The sequence below is a fragment of the Frigoribacterium sp. PvP121 genome (genome assembly GCF_017833115.1).
GTDB lineage: Bacteria > Actinomycetota > Actinomycetes > Actinomycetales > Microbacteriaceae > Frigoribacterium > Frigoribacterium endophyticum.
Genome location: NZ_JAFIBR010000001.1, coordinates 894,094 through 911,440 on the forward strand (window position 1 = coordinate 894,094; position 17,347 = coordinate 911,440).

17 protein-coding genes are annotated in these 17,347 nt (G+C 74.5%); 14 read left to right on the forward strand and 3 right to left on the reverse strand.

Annotated elements, in window-relative coordinates:
* Positions 1-12: 12 nt before the first annotated feature.
* The 12 genes from JOE43_RS04270 to JOE43_RS04325 all read left to right on the forward strand — a co-directional run bounded on the left by JOE43_RS04270 (position 13) and on the right by JOE43_RS04325 (position 10,133).
* Entirely contained in the window at positions 13-1,083 is a 1,071-nt protein-coding gene (locus JOE43_RS04270) for a polyprenyl synthetase family protein (RefSeq protein ID WP_307803237.1), read from the forward strand.
* A complete protein-coding gene (locus tag JOE43_RS04275; RefSeq protein ID WP_209515003.1) occupies positions 1,080-1,994 on the forward strand; it encodes a phytoene/squalene synthase family protein in 915 nt (304 codons plus the stop codon). Before JOE43_RS04270 ends, JOE43_RS04275 begins: the two co-directional genes overlap by 4 nt.
* Positions 1,991-3,703 (forward strand): phytoene desaturase family protein, encoded by a 1,713-nt coding sequence (gene crtI, locus JOE43_RS04280; protein ID WP_307803238.1) that lies wholly within the window; start codon positions 1,991-1,993, stop codon positions 3,701-3,703. Before JOE43_RS04275 ends, crtI begins: the two co-directional genes overlap by 4 nt.
* Entirely contained in the window at positions 3,703-4,044 is a 342-nt protein-coding gene (locus JOE43_RS04285) for a lycopene cyclase domain-containing protein (RefSeq protein ID WP_209515005.1), read from the forward strand. Before crtI ends, JOE43_RS04285 begins: the two co-directional genes overlap by 1 nt.
* Positions 4,041-4,460, forward strand: coding sequence for a lycopene cyclase domain-containing protein (locus JOE43_RS04290; RefSeq protein ID WP_209515007.1), 420 nt, complete (start codon positions 4,041-4,043; stop codon positions 4,458-4,460). The genes JOE43_RS04285 and JOE43_RS04290 overlap by 4 nt, the downstream gene beginning before the upstream one ends.
* Positions 4,457-5,368, forward strand: a complete 912-nt coding sequence (locus tag JOE43_RS04295; protein WP_209515009.1) for a prenyltransferase — start codon at positions 4,457-4,459, stop codon at positions 5,366-5,368. The genes JOE43_RS04290 and JOE43_RS04295 overlap by 4 nt, the downstream gene beginning before the upstream one ends.
* A 157-nt stretch (positions 5,369-5,525) precedes the next feature.
* Positions 5,526-6,941, forward strand: coding sequence for a glycosyltransferase 87 family protein (locus JOE43_RS04300; RefSeq protein WP_209515011.1), 1,416 nt, complete (start codon positions 5,526-5,528; stop codon positions 6,939-6,941).
* A 96-nt stretch (positions 6,942-7,037) separates the two neighbouring features.
* A complete protein-coding gene (locus tag JOE43_RS04305; protein WP_209515013.1) occupies positions 7,038-7,442 on the forward strand; it encodes a YtxH domain-containing protein in 405 nt (134 codons plus the stop codon).
* A complete protein-coding gene (locus tag JOE43_RS04310; RefSeq protein WP_209515015.1) occupies positions 7,435-7,845 on the forward strand; it encodes a phage holin family protein in 411 nt (136 codons plus the stop codon). The genes JOE43_RS04305 and JOE43_RS04310 overlap by 8 nt, the downstream gene beginning before the upstream one ends.
* Positions 7,842-8,150 (forward strand): DUF3618 domain-containing protein, encoded by a 309-nt coding sequence (locus JOE43_RS15470; RefSeq protein WP_209515017.1) that lies wholly within the window; start codon positions 7,842-7,844, stop codon positions 8,148-8,150. Before JOE43_RS04310 ends, JOE43_RS15470 begins: the two co-directional genes overlap by 4 nt.
* A gap of 154 nt (positions 8,151-8,304) precedes the next feature.
* Entirely contained in the window at positions 8,305-9,471 is a 1,167-nt protein-coding gene (locus JOE43_RS04320; protein WP_209515019.1) for a YihY/virulence factor BrkB family protein, read from the forward strand.
* Between the two features lie 182 nt (positions 9,472-9,653).
* Positions 9,654-10,133: a DedA family protein gene (locus JOE43_RS04325; protein ID WP_209515021.1), complete on the forward strand. Its 480-nt coding sequence runs from the start codon at positions 9,654-9,656 to the stop codon at positions 10,131-10,133.
* A 97-nt stretch (positions 10,134-10,230) separates the two neighbouring features.
* On the opposite strand, the gene JOE43_RS04330 is transcribed toward JOE43_RS04325, so the two are convergent.
* The gene (locus tag JOE43_RS04330; RefSeq protein ID WP_209515023.1) at positions 10,231-11,028 is read right to left on the reverse strand and encodes an isocitrate lyase/phosphoenolpyruvate mutase family protein; all 798 of its coding nucleotides are present in this window, start codon (positions 11,026-11,028) and stop codon (positions 10,231-10,233) included.
* A gap of 175 nt (positions 11,029-11,203) precedes the next feature.
* A complete protein-coding gene (acs, locus tag JOE43_RS04335; protein ID WP_209515025.1) occupies positions 11,204-13,261 on the reverse strand; it encodes an acetate--CoA ligase in 2,058 nt (685 codons plus the stop codon).
* Positions 13,262-13,666: 405 nt separating this feature from the next.
* On the opposite strand from acs, the gene JOE43_RS04340 reads away from it, so the two are divergent.
* Complete coding sequence (locus tag JOE43_RS04340) at positions 13,667-14,470, forward strand: transglycosylase family protein (RefSeq protein ID WP_209515027.1); 804 nt, start codon at positions 13,667-13,669, stop codon at positions 14,468-14,470.
* A gap of 179 nt (positions 14,471-14,649) precedes the next feature.
* Positions 14,650-15,777, forward strand: a complete 1,128-nt coding sequence (locus JOE43_RS04345; RefSeq protein ID WP_209515030.1) for a LacI family DNA-binding transcriptional regulator — start codon at positions 14,650-14,652, stop codon at positions 15,775-15,777.
* Between the two features lie 54 nt (positions 15,778-15,831).
* Here JOE43_RS04345 and JOE43_RS04350 read toward each other — a convergent pair whose 3' ends face one another.
* On the reverse strand, positions 15,832-17,190 hold the full coding sequence (locus JOE43_RS04350) for an FAD-binding oxidoreductase (protein ID WP_209515032.1): 1,359 nt from the start codon (positions 17,188-17,190) through the stop codon (positions 15,832-15,834).
* Positions 17,191-17,347: the final 157 nt, after the last annotated feature.

The window sequence follows — 17,347 nt, forward strand, 5'->3', positions numbered from 1 at the left end:
AGTCTGCCCTCTGTGGACGCTCAACAGCTGCGCGGCGGTGCGCGCGCCCGACACGAGCGTGTCGAGGTCGTCCTCGACGACTTCTTCCGGCTCGCCGAACGCCGGGCCGCCCTCGTGGGGCGTCGCTACGTCGAGCTCTGGTCGGTGCTCGAGCGCAACACGGTCGGCGGCAAGCGCTTCCGCCCCCGCATGGTCTTCACCGCCTACGACGCCCTGGGCGGCACCGACGACGAGGCCGTCGCCGGCGTCGCGGCCTCCTTCGAGCTGCTGCACACGGCCCTGATCGTCCACGACGACGTCATCGACCGCGACTTCTCGCGCCGTGGCATCCCCAACGTCTCCGGCAGCTACCGCGACACCGCCACGACGGCCGGCATCCCCACCCCCGCCGCCGAGCACCGCGGCATGTCGGCCGCCGTCATCGCGGGCGACCTCGCGCTCGCCGGGGCCAGCCGGCTGCTGCTCGACGTCCGGTGCGAGGGCGGAGTGCGGGCGCGCCTCCTCGACATCCTCGACGAGGCGATCTTCGTCAGCGCGGGCGGCGAGATGGTCGACGTCGAGCTGTCGCTCTCGCCCGAGGTGCCGACGGTCGCCGAGATCCTCGACATGGAGCGCGCCAAGACCGCCGTCTACTCGTTCGAGGCCCCGCTGCAGGCCGGCGCGGTGCTGGCCGGCGCCCCCGACGCCGTCGTCGACGCGGTCGGCGAGTTCGGCCGCGAGGTCGGCGTCGCCTACCAGGTGGTCGACGACCTGCTCGGCGTCTTCGGCCTCGAGTCCGACACCGGCAAGACCACGCTCGGCGACCTCCGCGAGGGCAAGCGCACCGTCATCGTCGCCCACGCGGCCACGACCGAGGAGTGGTTCGCCATCCGCCCGTTCATCGGCAAGGCCGACCTCACCGAGGCCGAGGCCGAGCACGTGCGCGCCCGGCTCGAGGCCTGCGGCGCCCGGGCGTTCGCCGAGTCGCTCGTCGAGCAGCACGCGCGCCGCGCGCTCGCCGTGCTCGACGGCCCGGCGGTGGGCGACGCGCTCCGCGAGGCCCTGACCCCCGTCGTGGCGACCGTCCTGGAGCGCGTGCGGTGACCGGCCTCTCGCTCTACGACGCCGTGGCCGACCAGACCGCGGCCGGCGTGATCCGCCGGTACTCGACCTCCTTCGGGCTGGCCTCGCGCCTCCTCGGCCCCGACGTCCGCCAGCACGTCGAGAACGTCTACGCGCTCGTGCGCGTCGCCGACGAGATCGTCGACGGGCCCGCCGCCGAGGCGGGCCTCGACGTCGAGGCCGCGGGGCGCTGCCTCGACGACTACGAGGCCGCGACCGAGCGGGCGATCGAGTCCGGCTTCAGCTCCGACCTCGTCGTGCACGCCTTCGCGCGCACGGCCCGGGCCACGGGCTTCGGCACCGAGCTCACGCGCCCCTTCTTCGCCTCCATGCGGGCCGACCTCAGCGCCCGCGAGCACGACGACGAGTCGTTCCGTCGGTACGTCCACGGCTCGGCCGAGGTCGTCGGCCTGATGTGCCTCCGCGCCTTCCTCGTCGGGCACGGCTACCCGGCCAGCACGCGCGCCGCCCTCGACGAGGGCGCCTGCCGCCTCGGCGCCGCCTTCCAGAAGGTCAACTTCCTCCGCGACCTCGCGGCGGACTTCGAGCACCTGGGCCGCAGCTACTTCCCCGGCGTCGACGTCGACACCTTCGACGAGGCGACCAAGCGGCGGCTCGTCGACGACATCGACGACGACCTGCGGGTCGCCGGCGAGATCATCCCCGTGCTGCCCGCGTCGTCGCGGCGCGCGGTGGCGCTGGCCCACGGCCTGTTCGCCGAGCTGAACCGACGGCTCGAGGCGACCCCCGCCTCCTCGCTGATCCGGGCGCGCGTCCGCGTGCCGAACCCGGTGAAGCTGCGCATCGCGGCCGGCGCCGCGGTCGGCCGCGTCGTGGCCGTGCCGCCCGCCCGCACCCCGAGCACCACCCCGACCGACGGAGCCCCTTCGTGAGCACACCCTGGCTGAAGTCCACCACCGGCGCGACGACGGTCGAGCGGCACGGCCGCCGCGTGGTCGTGATCGGCGGCGGCATCAGCGGCCTCGCCTCGGCGGCGCTCCTCGCCCGCGAGGGCCACGACGTCACGGTTCTCGAGAAGAACGACGCCGTCGGCGGCCGTGCGGGCAGCTGGGCGAGCGAGGGCTTCCGCTTCGACCTCGGCCCGAGCTGGTACCTCATGCCCGAGGTCTTCGACCACTTCTTCAAGCTGATGGGCACGAGCGCCGACGAGCAGCTCGACCTCGTCGCGCTCGACCCCGGCTACCGCGTCTTCTTCGAGCCGGGCGCCGAGCCCGGCGACGACGACCCGGCGCCGATCGACGTGCCGCTCGGCCTCGAGCGCAACGTCGCCCTGTTCGAGAGCGTGGAGCCCGGCAGCGGCGAGCGGATGCGCCGCTACCTCCGCTCGGCCCGCGACACGTACGAGATGGCGAAGCAGCGGTTCCTCTACACGAGCTTCGAGAGCGTCTCGCCCCTCCTCCGCGGCGACGTCGTCGTGCGGCTGCCGAAGCTCGCGCGGCTCCTCCTGCAGGACCTCGACACCTTCGCGTCGAGGACAGTCAGCGAGCCGCGCCTCAAGCAGATCCTCGACTACCCCGCGGTCTTCCTCGGCTCGTCGCCGTTCCGAACGCCGAGCATGTACCACCTGATGAGCACCCTCGACCTCGACGACGGCGTGCTGTACCCGCAGGGCGGGCTGACGACGGTCATCGAGCGCATCGCCACGGTCGCCCGCGACGCCGGGGTCACGATCGTCACCGGCGCCGCCGTCACGCGCATCACGACGGCCGTCGAGGCCGACCCCACGCCCCGACGGGGCCGCCCCCGCGTGCCGACGGCGCGGGCCACGGGCGTCGAGTACACCGACGCCGGAGGCGCGGAGCACGTCCTCGAGGCCGACACCGTCGTCAGCGCGGCCGACCTGCACCACACCGAGACGCGCCTCCTGCCCCGCTCGCTGCGCACCTACGACGAGAAGTACTGGCACGGCCGCGACCCCGGCCCGAGCGCCCTGCTCGTCTACCTCGGCGTCGAGGGCGAGCTGCCCGAGCTCGAGCACCACTCCCTGTTCTTCGCCCGCGACTGGCACGAGAACTTCGAGCGCATCTTCGGCGACGACAAGCGGATCCCCGAGCCGCCGTCGCTCTACGTCTGCAAGCCGAGCACGATCGACCCGTCGACGGCGCCCGAGGGGCAGACCAACCTCTTCGTGCTCGTGCCGCTGCCCGCCGACCCCGCGCTCGGGCGCGGCGACGTCGACGGCGACGGCGACCCGATGGTCGAGCGCCTCGCCGACCAGGTGATCGACCAGATCAGCCGCTGGGCGGGCGTGCCCGACCTCGCGTCACGCGTCGTGCTGCGCCGCACCCGCGGGCCGCGCGACTTCGTCGACGACGTCAACGCCTGGCAGGGCAGCATGCTCGGCCCGGCGCACACGCTCGACCAGAGCGCGATGTTCCGCGCCGGCAACACCTCCGAGCACGTGCGGAACCTGTTCTACGTCGGAGGCTCGTCGCGGCCCGGCATCGGCCTGCCGATGTGCCTGATCAGCGCCGAGGTGCTGCTCAAGAACATGCGCGGCGACACGAGCACCGAGCCGCTGCCCGAGCCCGCCGCCGAGGCCGGGGCACCGGCCGCGCCGGCCGCCGCCGGAACGGCCTGATGGGCGCCGCCTACCTCGTCGCGCTGCTGATCTCGATCGCCGGCATGGCGGCGCTCGACCGCCGCTTCACGTTGTTCTTCTGGCGCGACGGCTGGCGTGCGGCGGTGACGCTGCTCGTCGGCGTCGCCTTCTTCCTGGTCTGGGACGTCGTCGGCATCGACCTCGGCATCTTCTTCCGCGGCGAGACGTCGTTCATGACGGGCGTGCAGCTGGCGCCCGAGCTGCCGCTCGAGGAGGTCTTCTTCCTCGTGCTGCTCTGCTGGCTGACGATGAACCTCCACTCCGGGGCGCGCCTCGCGCTCGGGGTGCTCGCCGCCCGCCGCGACGGGGTGCGCGCGTGACGTACTGGGCGGTCAACGCCGTCTTCCTCGGGCTCGTGGCCGTGACCGCGGCCGCGGCGCTGCTGCTGCACCGGCTCCGGGCACGGGGGCGCGCCTCCTCGGGGGCCCGTGACCGCGCCGAGGTCGTCCGCGCCGCCGGGCTCACGACCGTCGTGCTGCTCGTGATGACCGCCGTCTTCGACAACGTCATGATCGGCGTCGGCTTGGTCGGCTACGACGAGTCCCGCATCAGCGGCGCGAAGCTCGGCGTCGCCCCGCTCGAGGACTTCGCGTACTCCGTCGCGGCGCTCGTGCTGCTGCCGAGCGTCTGGACCCTGCTCGGCGGCCGCCGGCCGGCCCGCGAGCCCTCGCTCGAGCGCCCGGCCCGACGGGCGCGTCCGACCCGGCCCGCGGGTCGACAGGGGGAACCACGGTGATCGCCACCCTGCGGGCCCTGGCCTGGTCGTCCCGCCCGCTCAGCTGGATCAACACCGCGTTCCCGTTCGCGGCCGCCTACCTGCTGAGCGCCGCGAGCGGCAGCACGCCCGACGGCGGCACGAGCTACGACTTCACCGCGGTGCCGTGGCTCGTCGCGATCGTCGGCACCGTCTACTTCCTCGTGCCGTACAACCTCGCGATGTACGGCATCAACGACGTCTTCGACTACGAGAGCGACCTGCGCAACCCCCGCAAGGGCGGCGTCGAGGGGGCCCTGCTCGACCGCAGCATGCACCGGCCCACGCTGATCGCGGCGCTCGTCACGAACGTCCCGTTCCTGGTCTTCCTCGTCGCCGTCGGCAGCCCGCTGAGCTGGCTCGTGCTGGCGGTCAGCGTCTTCGCCGTCGTCGCCTACTCGGCCCCGCGCCTGCGCTTCAAGGAGCGCCCGGTCGTCGACTCGGTCACCTCGAGCACGCACTTCGTGAGCCCCGCCGTCTACGGCCTCGTGCTCGCCGGCGCCGACCCCACCCCCGCGCTGTGCGCCCTGCTCGCCGCGTTCTTCCTCTGGGGCACGGCCAGCCACGCCTTCGGCGCCGTGCAGGACGTCATCGCCGACCGGGAGGGCGGCATCGCCTCGATCGCGACCGTCTTCGGCGCCCGCACCACGGTGCGGCTCTCGGTCGTCGCGTACTTGCTCTCGGCGCTGCTGATGACCTTCACCGACACCCCCGGCCCGTTCGCCGCGCTCATCCCGGTGGCCTACGCGATCAGCTGCGCCCCGTGGTGGAACGTCGCCGACGCCGACGCGGAGGGGGTCAACCGGGGGTGGAAGCGGTTCCTGACGCTGAACTTCGTGTCGGGGTTCGTGGTGACCATGCTGCTGATCTGGTGGGTCGCGCTCGGCTGACCCGCGACTCCCCGGGGGCTCGAGCGACCGGCCTCGCCGGCCGACCCGCGGGGCCGGGCGGCCGATCGGCGGGGGCCCGCTCCGTCGCGGGGATGAGATCGGCCCGATGTGGCCCCGAGTTCACCCCGGCGAAAGGTCCGGGCCGTATCTTCGGCCCGTGAGCACGCAGACCTCCCGCAGCCCCGAGCGCCCGCGGTCGACGCGCGCCCTCCGCGACCTGACCGGTCGGCTGGGGTCGCGCTGGCGGTGGGTCCGCCAGCACCCGCACGGGCTGTGGTGGACCTTCGCGGCCCTGCACGCCGCGCTCTTCCTGGCCCTGACCCCCCTCATGCTCTCCGGCGGCGTCAGCGGCGACCTGCCGCTGTACCGCACCTGGGCCAGCGACGCACTCAGCTCGGGGTCGTGGCCGGTGCTCGACTTCACCTGGGTCTACCCGGCGGGGGCCCTGCTGCCCATCGTGCTGCCGAACGTGCTCGGCGAGTCGATGTACCAGTTCGTCTGGCTGGTGATGCTGACGCTCCTGAACGGCGTCTCGCTCTGGGTGCTGACCGACCGGGGCCGCCGCACCGTCGAGACCCCGGCCGCCTGGTGGTGGCTGCTCGTGCTCTTCCTGCTCAGCCCGGTGGCCTTCCTCCGCCTCGAGGGGTTCAGCGCGCCCATGGTGCTCATGGCCCTCGTGCTGCTCGCCCGGCGCCCCCGCGTCGCGGGCCTGCTGCTCGCCGGCGCCACCTGGATCAAGGTCTGGCCGGCCGCCGTCATCGCGGCGGTCATGGTCGCCTCACGGCGCCGCTCGACGGTCGTGCGCTCGGCCCTCCTGGTGACGGCGGGCGTCGCCGCGGCCGTCGCGCTCGGCGGCGGCCTCAGCCGGATCGACACGTTCATCAGCACCCAGTCGAGCCGCGGCCTGCAGCTCGAGGCGCCGCTCTCGACCCCGTGGGTGTGGATGGCCATGCTCCGCGTGCCGGGGGCGTCGGTCTACCAGAACGTGGCCCTCGCGACCCGGGAGGTCATGGGGCCGGGCGACACCTGGGCGATCAACAGCAGCACCGAGCTCATGCTCGGCGTGGTGCTGGCGCTGCTCGCCCTGCTCGCCGTCGCCGCGTTCGGGCTGCCGGGGGCCCGCCGCCCGACCTCGGGCGACGAGGTCCAGCTCGTGCTGCTCGGCGCCCTGACCCTGACGACGACCTTCGTCGTGTTCAACAAGGTCGGCTCGCCGCAGTACATGCTCTGGATCGCCCCGGTGGTCGCGGTCGGCCTCGCGCAGCGCCCCGACCTGTTCCGTGTGCCGGCCCGCCTCACCGCGTGGGCGGCAGGCCTCACGACCCTCGTGTTCCCGGTCATGTACCGCGAGCTGATCGACCTGCAGCCCGCCGCCGTGCTCGCGCTCGCGGCCCGCAACGTCATCGTCGTCGCGCTGTTCGGCTGGTGCGTCGTCCGGCTGATGGAGGCGGCGCTCGCCGCGGTGGGGCTGCCGGGCTGGACGCTCCGGCGCGCCCTCGGCCTCCTCGCGCCCGACCGGGGCGTCGCCGCGACCGTCGCGACCGAGGCCCGGGTGCTCGACCACGAGCGGTAGGAGTCGCGGATCTGGTCGGCCCGGGCGCGAACGTGCCAGCGTGGTGCCCAGACATCTCGACACCCGCCGTGAGCGGGTCTGACCCAAGGAGCACTCATGAAGGGCAAGATCCTCTTCGTCGCCGGAGCGGCAGTCGGCTACGTCCTCGGCGCCCGCGCGGGCCGTGGCGCGTACGTCAAGATCAAGTCGCAGGCCGAGAGCCTGTGGGAGAACCCGAACGTGCAGAAGACCGTCCAGCAGGCGGAGGGCTTCGTCAAGGAGAACGCCCCCGTGGTCGGCAAGAAGATCCAGGAGGTCGCGGGCGACGCGGCCGCCAAGGCCAAGTCGGTCGCCTCGAAGTCGGGCGACTCCGACGTCGCGGACAAGGTCGGCCAGCTGGCCGACAAGGCCGAGTCCAAGGCCTCGGACGCCGCCGACGCCGTCAAGGACGCCGGTCGTGGCGCCAAGGGCAAGGGCGAGCCCGGCTCGGGCCCGCTCCCGGGCGTGAACGCCGGTGAGTGACCTCAAGGCACCTGACCAGAGCACCAAGCGGTCGCTCGGGTCGCTCCTCGGCAGCCTGCCCGACCTCATCTCGCGGTTGATCCGCGGCGAGATCGCGCTGGCCAAGAAGGAGCTCGCCACCAAGCTCAAGGAGGCCGGCGTCGGCGCGGGCCTGCTGGTCGGGGCCGCGCTGTTCGGCTTCTTCCTGCTGGCCGTGCTCATCACCGCGGGCGTCCTCGGCCTCGCGACGGTCGTCGCCCCGTGGCTCGCCGCGCTGATCGTGGCCGGCGTGCTGCTGATCGTCACGGCCGTCCTCGCGCTCCTCGGCGTGAAGGCGCTGAAGAAGGGCGTGCCGCCCGTGCCGGAGAAGGCCGTCGAGAACGTGAAGGCGGACGTCGCCGCGCTCAAGGGAACCGGCTCGTGAGCCGGGACGACTCCGGCGACCGCCGCGACGCTCGCCCCGGCGACGGCGACGGTGCGGGTTCCGACGAGTCCGCCCCGAGCATCCCCGAGCTCGAGCTCGACGTGGCGCGCACCCGCGAGGAGTTCGCCCGCACCCTCGACGCGATCGAGGACAAGCTGAGCGTGCCGGCGCACGCCCGCCGCCTCCGCGACAGCGTCTCCCGCCGCTGGCACGACGACCCCCGGCCCGTGGTGGCCGCGGGCGTCGCCGGGGTCGTCGGACTCGCCTCGGTCGTGGCCGGCGTCGTGCGCATCGCCCGACGCTAGGGCCCCGGGTGCGGGAGGGGCGGCGCTGACCGGCGCCGCGACTCCCGCACCCCCTCTCCACCCACCCCACTTCCAGCCCCCCGCCTGACGGCTGCCCCGTCGCGCTGGTGGGCACCCCTCACCCAGGGCGTCCCCCAGAACGAAGGACAACACCATGGCGCAGAGCAGCACCGAGCGCGAGCAGCAGGCTCCCGACCCCGACGACGCGCGCAAGCCCGACAGCCCGGACGACCTGCACAAGCCCTCCTGGGGCTACGTGCTCAAGAAGACCCTCCGCGAGTTCACCTCCGACCAGTGCACCGACCTGGCGGCGGCCCTGACCTACTACGCCGTGCTCGCCCTCTTCCCGGCGCTGCTCGCGATCGTGTCGGTGCTCGGCCTCTTCGGGCAGGCCCAGCAGACCACGGACACCGTGCTCCAGCTGCTCACGCAGCTCGGCGGCGGCTCGGTCGCCGAGACGCTCCGCGAACCGATCCGCGAGGTGACCATGTCGCCCGCGGCGGGCATCACCTTCGTCGTCGGCGTGCTCGGTGCCCTCTGGTCGGCGTCCGGCTACGTCGGGGCCTTCGGCCGCGCCATGAACCGGGTGTACGAGATCGACGAGGGCCGCCCGATCTGGAAGCTGCGCCCCACGAACCTCGCGATCACGGCCGTCACGGTCGTGCTCGTCGTCGTCGCGGGCCTCATCCTCGTGCTGAGCGGCGACGTGGCCCAGGCCGTGGGCGACGTGATCGGCCTCGGCTCGACGGCGGTCTTCGTCTGGGGCATCGTCAAGTGGCCGGTGCTGCTGGTCATCATCGTGGTCGTCGTCGCGGTGCTCTTCTACTTCTCGCCGAACGTCAAGCAGCCCAAGTTCCGCTGGATCAGCATGGGCTCGCTGCTCGCCATCGCCATCTGGATGATCGCCAGCGTCGGCTTCGGCTTCTACGTGAGCAACTTCTCGAACTACAACAAGACGTACGGCTCGCTCGGTGCCGTCATCGTCTTCCTGCTCTGGCTCTGGATCACGAACAACGCCCTGCTCTTCGGCGCCGAGTTCGACGCCGAGATCGAGCGCGGCCGTGAGCTGCAGGCCGGCATGGAGGCGGAGAAGGACATCCTGCTGCCGCCGCGCGACACGAAGCAGAGCGACAAGAAGAAGGCCCAGGAGGCGCAGGACGAGCTCGACGGGATGCGCCTGCGGCAGGCCGCGGCCGCGTCGATCGCCGAGCAGGAGGCGCGGGAGCGTCGTGAGGGCCGCGAGCGCCCCGCAGACGACGACCGGCCCGACGCCGACGCCGACGACCTGCCCGACGGGAAGGAGCGCCGCGAGCGGCGCTGAGTCGTCGGGGCTGGTGTGACCGGTTCCTGATCTCCCGTGACCGAGGGCCCCTGCGCGACAGCTGTCGCGCAGGGGCCCTCGGTCGTCGTCCGTCCCGGGCGCCTCCCGGGCGGGTCGACCTAGCATCGACGTGACCTGGACCGACCTGACATGACCTGACTGCGTCACACCGAGGGGGCACCGTGCTCGAGCGCCTGGCCGGCCTGCCGTTCGGCGGGCTCGTGGCGGCGCTCTTCGCGATCGTCTTCTGCCGGGCCCAGGCGACCTACTGGCTCGCGCGGGGCGCCCGACGGGGCGCGGCCGCGACGAGGTGGGGCCGCTGGGTCGACGGGCCGGGCGTCGAGAGGGCGTCGCGGGCGCTCACCCGATGGGGGCCTCCCGCGGTCACGGTGAGCTTCCTCACCGTGGGGCTGCAGACCGTGATGAACGCGGCCGCGGGGGCGTCGAGGATGCGGTGGTCCGTGTACCTCGTCGCGATGCTGCCCGGGTGCGCGGCGTGGGCGCTGATCTACGCCACCGTCGGGTTCGCGGTGCTCTGGGCGGTGGTCGGCTCGGTGGCGGGGTCGCGGGCGGGCGTGGCGGTGCTGGTGCTGCTCGGGGTCGTGGCCGCGGTCGTGGTCACGGTGCTCGCGGTGCGACGGCGTCGCGCCCGGGAGGGCTGATCCACTCCGGAGTGGATCAGCCCGCCCGGGCCGCGCCCCGCCCGGGCCGGTCCTCGACTGGCGGCGGGGGCGAGCCGACGGCCGGTCCGGGCGCGGCTCAGAACGAGAAGCCGAGCTCCGCCGGGTACTCCTCGCGGGCCGTGAGGCGGGTCGCCGCGTCGCGGAGGTGCGACAGCGTCAGCCCCATCGACATCGGCCCGAAGCTCACGCGCGAGACGCCGAGCTCGGCGAGGCGGGCGAGCGGCACCGACGTCGGCCCCGAGATCACGCTGATCTTGCCGTGGATCTCGTCGAGGGCGCGCTTCACGAGGTCTTCCGTGCCGAGGCCCAGCACGAAGGCGCAGTCGGCCCCCGCGTCGAGGTAGGCGTTGGCGCGCGTGACCGCGTCGTCGAAGCTGTCGGGGTCGCCGGCCAGAGCGTCGACCCGGGCGTTGACGACGATCGGCACGCCTGCGCGGTCGCCGGCGCGGCGGGCCGCGGCGACCTTCGACACCTGGGTGTCGATGTCGTAGAGCGGGGCCTTGGCCTGGCCGATGCTGTCTTCCAGGTTGAGGCCGGCGGCGCCCTCCTCGATGAGGCGGAACACGTTGTCGAACGTGCCCGAGGCGTCGGTCGCGTAGGCCTTCTCGAAGTCGACCGAGACGGGCAGGTCGACCGAGCGGACGATGATGCGGGAGGCGGCGAGCATCTCGTCGACGTCGAGCCCCTCGCCGTCCTCGACGCCGTGCGCCTCGGAGATCGAGTGGGAGGCGGTGGCCAGGGCCTTCACGCCCGGTGCGCCGGCCACGACGCGGGCGGTGATGCTGTCCCAGACGTTCGTGACGATGAGCGGGTCGCCCGGCACGTGCAGCGAGCGGAGGAGTTCGGCCTTCTCGGCCGTGGTGGAGATGGACATGCCCCCAGCCAAGCAGCCCCGGCTGGGCGGCACCAGCCCCCGGCCGGGCGCCGGGGCCGCCCGGCCGCGCCCACGAACCACGTCGTCGCACGCGAACCACGCCGCGGCGTGGTTCGCCGGCGACTTCGTGGTTCGCAGCAACGACGGCGCGACGGCGGCGACCCCCGACGGGCGATCAGGAGGCGCGCAGCACCTCCGCGCGGACGGCCGCGACGCGGTCGGGCACCGTCGAGTCCTGCAGGCTCGTCGTGTCGCCGAGCGGTCGGCCGTCGACGATGTCGCCGAGCAGTCGGCGCATGATCTTGCCCGAGCGGGTCTTCGGCAGGTCGGGCACGACGACGACGGTCGCGGGCTTCGCGATCGGGCCGATCTGGTCGGCGACGTGCGCTCGCAGCGCGGCGGACAGCGACCCCGAGAGCGGGGCCCACACCTGCGGTTCGTCGGCAGAGCCGGCGTCGCGCACCGCGCCTCCCTCGGGCCGTGCCGCGGGCACGACGAACGCGGCGATCGCCTGGCCGGTGCGCTCGTCGGCGACCCCGACGACGGCGGCCTCCGCGACGAGGGGGTGGGCGACGAGCGACGACTCGACCTCGATCGTCGACAGCCGGTGGCCCGACACGTTGATGACGTCGTCGACGCGGCCGAGCACCCAGATGTCGCCGTCGGCGTCGTACTTGGCCCCGTCGCCGCTCGCGAACCAGCCCTGCTCGCGGAACTGCGTCCAGTAGCTGTCGCGGTACCGCTCGGGGTCGCCCCAGACCGTCCTGGCCAGCGACGGCGGCGCCTGCTGCACGACGAGGTAGCCGCCCGAGCCGTTCGGCACGCGCTGGCCGTGCTCGTCGACGACCGCGGTCGCGACGCCCGGCAGCGCCCGCAGCGACGACCCCGGCTTGAGCGTGTCGACGCCCGGCAGCGGGGCCATCACGGCCGCGCCGGTCTCGGACTGCCACCAGGTGTCGACGATCGGGCACTCGCCCCGGCCGAGCTGCTCGTGGAACCAGACCCACGCCTCCGGGTTGATCGCCTCGCCGACGGTGCCGAGGAGGCGCAGGGTGCTGAGGTCCCACGTGTCGGGCAGGCCGTCGGGGAACCACGACGACAGCGTCCGCACGAGCGTCGGGGCCGTGTAGTAGGTGGTGACGCCGTAGCGCTCGATGATCTCGAGGTGCCGGCCGGGGTGCGGGGTGTCGGGGGTGCCCTCGTAGATCACCTGCGTGAGCCCGTTCGACAGCGGGCCGTAGATCTCGTAGGTGTGGGCGGTGACCCAGGCGAGGTCGGCGGTGCACCAGTGCACGTCGTCGGCCTTCGCGTCGAAGACGGCCCAGTGGGTCCAGCTCGCGGCGGTGAGGTAGCCGCCGCTCGTGTGGACGAGGCCCTTCGGCTTCCCCGTCGTGCCGCTCGTGTACATGATGAAGAGCGGGGTCTCGGCGTCGAAGGCCTCCGGCTCGTCGGTGTCGGGCTGCGGGTCGACGAGGTCGTGCCACCAGAGGTCGCGGCCCTCCGTCCACGGCACGTCGGGGGTCTGGTCGCCCGTGCGCCGCACGACGAGCACGTGCTCGACCTGGTTCTCGCCGCTCACCGCGTGGTCGGCCGCGGCCTTGACCGGCACCGCGCCTCCCCGGCGGAACTGCCCGTCGGTGGTCACGAGCAGCTTCGCCCCGGTGTCCTCCACGCGGAACTTCAGCGCCTCGCCCGAGAACCCGCCGAAGACGAGCGAGTGGATCGCCCCGATCCGCGCGATCGCGAGCGTCACGACGATGGTCTCGGCGATCACGGGCAGGTAGACGACGACGCGGTCGCCCTTCCCGACGCCGAGGCTGCGCAGCCCGTTCGCCGCCTTCACGACCTCGCGCTGCAGCTGCGCGTAGGTGACGTCGCGGCGGTCGCCGGGCTCGCCCTCGACGTGCAGCGCGACCTTGTCGCCGCGGCCGGCCGCGACGTGCCGGTCGACGCAGTTCACGGCGACGTTGAGGCGGCCGCCGGCGAACCAGGTCGCCTCGGGCACGGTGAGGCCGCCGTCGGGCAGCTCCTCGACCGGGCGCCAGGTGTGGGCCGTGTGCCACGGGGTCTCCCAGTCGAGGCGGTGCGCCTGCTCCTCCCAGAAGGCGACCGGGTCGGCGGCGGCGCGCGCGTGCTCGGCGCTCGTCACGTTCGCCGTCGCCGCGAGGGCCGCCGGGGCGGGGAAGGTGCGTCGTTCGTCGAGCAGGTTCGAGATCGTGTCGCCGGTGGCCATGCGACGAGCGTACGGAGGCGCGGCGTGCGTCGTCGGGGCGCCCGTCACGCCGCGTAACCGGCCGGGCCGGCGCCGTCGTCGGGGCGGACGCCCAGCGACCTCGGAGGGTCGCGGGGCGATCCCCGGGGAGGCGCGGATCGGCCTGTGGAGAACCGCCCGCGCCCCCGGGGCAGACCGCCCCGTCGGAGTTGGACCCCGTCGTGGGCGTGGCTACCGTGGGCGACCGTCCCGCTCAGGGGCACGTGGTGCGTCGGCCCGATCGGGCGGCGCAGGCCACACGGCGCCGCTCGTCACCCCCGCTGCCCTACGAGCGGACGCCGCCGACGGACCTGATCTGACCAGAGGCGGGCAGCGGCGGCCGTGTTCGCGCGGCCGTGCCGGGGTGACCTCGACCGGAGCAACGACATGACACGCACGACCCGCAGCACCCGCGCCTCCCGCACCACCTCGACCTCGCCCGGCGACCCCGCCGCCGTGGCGGGCCCCGCCGCCGTGGCGGGCCCCGCCGCCGTGGCGGGTCCCGCCGCCCGTGCGCCGCGTCGCGTCGGCCGGGCCCGCGCCCTGCTCGGCGGGGCGGCCCTCGTCGCCCTGACCGGGGGCGGGGTCGGCCTCGCCGCCGCACCCGCGAGCGCCGCCGACGTCTCCACCTGGGACGCGATCGCCGCCTGCGAGAGCGGGGGCGACTGGTCGATCGACACCGGCAACGGCTACTCGGGCGGGCTGCAGTTCAGCCCGAGCACCTGGTCCGCCTACGGCGGCTCGGGCAGCGCCGCCTCCGCCAGCAAGGGCGAGCAGATCGCCGTCGCCGAGCGTGTGCTCGCCTCCCAGGGCTGGGGCGCCTGGCCCTCCTGCTCGGCGAAGCTCGGGCTCAGCGGCACGAGCGGCGCCGCCCCGCAGGCCGCGGCACCCGCACCCGCGCCCGCACCGAGGGCCGCGGCGGCTGCGCCGTCGTCGGGCTCGTCGTCGGGCAGCAGCTCGTCGCGCCCCGCCGCCCCCGCGGTGCCCGCGCCGCCGCCCGCCCCGACGATAGAGGCCGTGCCGACGAGCGGCGAGACCTACACGGTGGCGGCGGGCCAGAGCCTCGACTCCATCGCGACCGAGCGGGCGATCCCCGGCGGCTGGGTGACCCTCGCCGGCGCCAACCTCGACACGGTGCCCGACCCCGACCGCATCGAGGTGGGGCAGGTGCTGCAGCTCCCCGCCGTCTGACGCCGCGCCTCCCGCCCGGGCCCGACGAGACGACTCGTCCCGGGGCCAGGCGGTGGGGCAGGCCCCGGAGGCGTCGCCTCGCCGAGCGAGCGAGCAGGACGGGCGGAGGCGCGGGCCCGGCCCCGGGGCCCGCCCCCGACCTAGGATGGTCCGGTGCCCGCCACCGTCGGAAGGACTCCGTGACCAAGGCCCCGACCGTCTACGACGTGGCCGCCCACGCGGGCGTGTCGATCGCGACGGTCTCGCGGGTGCTGCGGCGGCCGGACGACGTCCGCCCGGAGACCCGCACCCGCGTGCTCGAGTCCGTCCGCAGCCTCGGCTACGTGCCGAGCGGCGCCGCCCGCGGCCTGGCCGGTCGGCGGCACGGCGTGCTGGGCCTCTTCCTGCCCGGGCACGACGGCATCGACGAGCCCGAGCCCGACTGGGCTCGCGTGGTCGACCCCGGCCGCATCCCGCTGGTCGACGACTCGGCCGCCCGGGGCGCGCGTCGCGTCGGCGCCCCGACGTCGTCCACGCCCAGCCCGGCGACCCTCTACTTCGACGAGGTGCTGCGCGGGGCCGAGGTCGAGTCGTGGCGACGCGGCTTCGCCCTGATGGTCGCGGCCGGTCGGGGCTCGAGCCGCGAGGTGATGCTCAACGACATCGCCGGCCGGGTCGACGGCCTCGCCGTCCTGGCGCAGACCGTGCCCGACGACCTCCTGGCGCACGTCTCGCGGCGCATCCCCGTGGTCGTGCTCGCCGACTCCCGCCCGGGCGACGAGCTCGACCACGTCAGCGTCGACAACGTGGCGGGCATGCGGGCCCTCACCTCCTTCGTGCTCGAGGGCCACCGGGTGCGCGACGTCGCCTACGTCACCGGGCCCACCGACTCGCCCGACGAGGCCGACCGCCACCGCGGCTTCGACGAGGCCGTCGCGGCCGTGCCGGGGCCCGTGGCCGTCCGCGTCGAGCGGGGCGACTTCTCGCGCGACGGGGGGCGACGGGCGGGGGAGTCGCTGCTCGCGTCGGGCGCACCGCTGCCGCGGGCGGTCGTGTGCGCCAACGACCAGACCGCGCTCGGCCTGCTCGACGTGCTCGCCGAGCACGGGGTGGCGGTGCCGGGGCAGGTACTCGTCACCGGCTTCGACGGCATCGAGGCCGGGCGCTTCTCGACGCCGCGGCTGACGACGGTGCGTCAGCCGATGGGCGACCTGGGGCGCGTGGCGGTGCGGAGCATCGTGACCCGGCTGACCGACCCGGGTGCACCCCCGCAGCGCGTCACGCTGCCCGTCGAGGTCCTGCTCCGCGAGAGCTGCCCCGCCGTCTGAGCGCCGCTGCCGCCGCACTACCGCCCCCGCCCCCGCGCAGCACGCCACCCCGCGCTACCGCCCCCGCGCCCCGCGCTGCCCGGTGTCGACGCCGGTGACGCTCCCGTCGTCCGGCCCGAAGACGAAGTGGTGCACCCGCGAGGCCGGCACCCCGTGCGCGATGAGGGCGTTGCGAGCGATCGCCATGAACGGCACCGGCCCGCAGAGGAAGACGCGGTGCTGCGGGGTCAGGTCGACGGTGTCGAGGTCGATCGGGTCGAGGTAGACGCCCGGCCCGTCGAGCGACGCCTCGGCGAGCGCCGTGACGGCGCTGAGGCTGCCCTGGGTGTAGCTGACGCGGAGGCGACCGGCCGGCATGGCCGCGACCAGCGCCTCCAGCTCGGCCCGGTGCGCGTGCCGCTCGGGCGTGCGCTCGAAGTGCAGCACCGTCACCTGCCGCCGGGGGTCGGTGCGCACGAGGTGGTCGAGCATGCCGAGCACGGGGGTGCAGCCGATGCCGGCCGAGACGAAGACCAGGGGGGAGTCGTCGAGCTCGTCGATCGTCAGCGACCCGATCGGCGGCGAGACCGAGACGACGTCGCCGACGTCGACGTGCCGGAGCAGGTGGTTCGAGACCTCGCCGGGCGGCAGGCCGAGCTCGGGCACCCCGCCGAGCACGCGGGCGCTGACCCGCCACTGCTCGTCGGAGCCGCCGCGCAGGCTGTACTGCCGGATCTGCCGCGCCCCGTCGGGCAGCGTCACCTGGATCGACGCGAACTGCCCCGCGCGGTAGGTCGGCAGCGCCTCGCTGTCGGCCGAGACGAGGGTGAGGGCGACGACGTCCTCCGCCTCGACGCGGCGCTCGGTCACGAGGGCCTCGCGCCAGTCCTCCCCGGGCTCGAGGTCGGCGGCGCGGTAGGTGCGCTCGACCGCGGCGACGAGTTCGTCGCGGGTCTGCCGCCAGAGCGCGACCCAGGCGTCGACGACGACGCCCGTCCACTCGTCGCCGAGGGCGGCCGCGAAGGCGTCTCGGAGGTGCCGCTCGAACACGTCGTGCTCGTCGCGGGTGACGCCGATGGCCGCGTGCCGCTGGGCGAGGCGCGACAGGGTCTCGCGGGCGGCGACCCGCACGGCCCAGGGGCTCGGCGCGGGCGACGCCCACGGCGCGACGGGCACGGCCGGGCCCGTCGCCGAGCCCGCCGGCCCGCTGCCCACCTGGGTCGCCACCACGTCGCGGGCGATCGTGACGATCGTCAGGGCGAGCTCGCGCTGCTGCCGCCCCTGGGCCTGGTCGCCGCGGTTGAACTGGTCGCGGAGCAGGTCGGGCCGGTCGGCGAAGAGCCGTGCGTAGAAGTCGTCGGCGATCGCGGCGGCGCGGGCCTCGACGAGGGGCAGCGTGGAGCGCAGGGCGGTCAGGTGCGACGACGTGATCACGGCGGCTCCCACGAGCGATCGGCACGCCGGGTGGCCCCGCGGCGACGGCCAGGGGCAGCGGCCGCGGGAGGCGCGGTGCGCGTCGTCCGCGCACCCCCTGATCATGGCGTGGTCGGCTGGCAGCGCGCCTCCCCTCTCTCGACCTCGAACCACCTCC

Coding starts and splice junctions, on each gene's coding strand:
- JOE43_RS04305 (WP_209515013.1), top strand. CDS start 7,038: ATGAAGGGCAAGATCCTCTTCGTCGCCGGAGCGGCAGTCGGCTACGTC.
- acs (WP_209515025.1), bottom strand. CDS start 13,261: ATGGCCACCGGCGACACGATCTCGAACCTGCTCGACGAACGACGCACC.
- JOE43_RS04285 (WP_209515005.1), top strand. CDS start 3,703: ATGGGCGCCGCCTACCTCGTCGCGCTGCTGATCTCGATCGCCGGCATG.
- JOE43_RS04340 (WP_209515027.1), top strand. CDS start 13,667: ATGACACGCACGACCCGCAGCACCCGCGCCTCCCGCACCACCTCGACC.
- JOE43_RS04330 (WP_209515023.1), bottom strand. CDS start 11,028: ATGTCCATCTCCACCACGGCCGAGAAGGCCGAACTCCTCCGCTCGCTG.
- JOE43_RS04320 (WP_209515019.1), top strand. CDS start 8,305: ATGGCGCAGAGCAGCACCGAGCGCGAGCAGCAGGCTCCCGACCCCGAC.